The sequence below is a fragment of the Neoroseomonas rubea genome (genome assembly GCF_016106015.1).
GTDB lineage: Bacteria > Pseudomonadota > Alphaproteobacteria > Acetobacterales > Acetobacteraceae > Neoroseomonas > Neoroseomonas rubea.
This window is the reverse complement of record NZ_JACADQ010000741.1, coordinates 1-609: the sequence shown is the minus strand read 5'-3', so window position 1 is coordinate 609 and position 609 is coordinate 1. Positions and strand designations below refer to the sequence as shown.

Annotated in this window: 1 protein-coding gene; it reads left to right on the top strand. The window is 72.7% G+C overall.

Going from position 1 to position 609, the window contains the following annotated elements:
• Nucleotides 1–558: amidohydrolase family protein (locus tag HW577_RS26155; protein ID WP_198378979.1), on the top strand; the 558-nt coding region annotated here is incomplete at its 5' end.
• Nucleotides 559–609 lie beyond the last annotated feature (51 nt).

The window sequence follows — 609 nt, the reverse complement described above, 5'->3', positions numbered from 1 at the left end:
GGCGCGACGGTCGCGCATTGCCCGACGCCCTTCGCGCGCTATGGCGAGCACCTGAAGCACTTCGGCAAGTACCGCGCGCGTGGCGTGAACATGGGCTTCGGCACGGATTGCGCCCCGCACAACCTGATCGAGGAGATGCGCCTGGCCATCCTGCTCGCGCGCAACGCGGTGCGCGACGTGGCGGCGGCGGACACCGGCAGCGTGTTCCACGCGGCGACGGCAGGTGGTGCCGATGCGCTCGGCCGGCCGGATCTCGGGCGGCTGGAGAAGGGCGCGGCAGCGGACCTCGTGCTGGTGGACCTTGCCCATCCGCTGATGTCCCCGCCGCGCGACCCGCTCCGCGCGCTGGTCTTCCACGCGGCGGACCGCGCGGTGCGCCGCGTCATCGTGGGCGGGGAGACTGTCTTCGCCGATGGCCGGCCGACACGGCTCGACGTGACGGAGGCCGCGGGAATCCTTGCCGAAAGCCAAGCGCGGATGCTGCGGGACGCGACGGGGCGGGATTATCGCGGACGGAGCGGCGACGAGATCGCGCCGCTGACGCTGCCGCTGCACTGAGCGGCGATGCGGAAGGCGGGGGGAGAAGGGAACTTCTCCCCCCGGAACCCC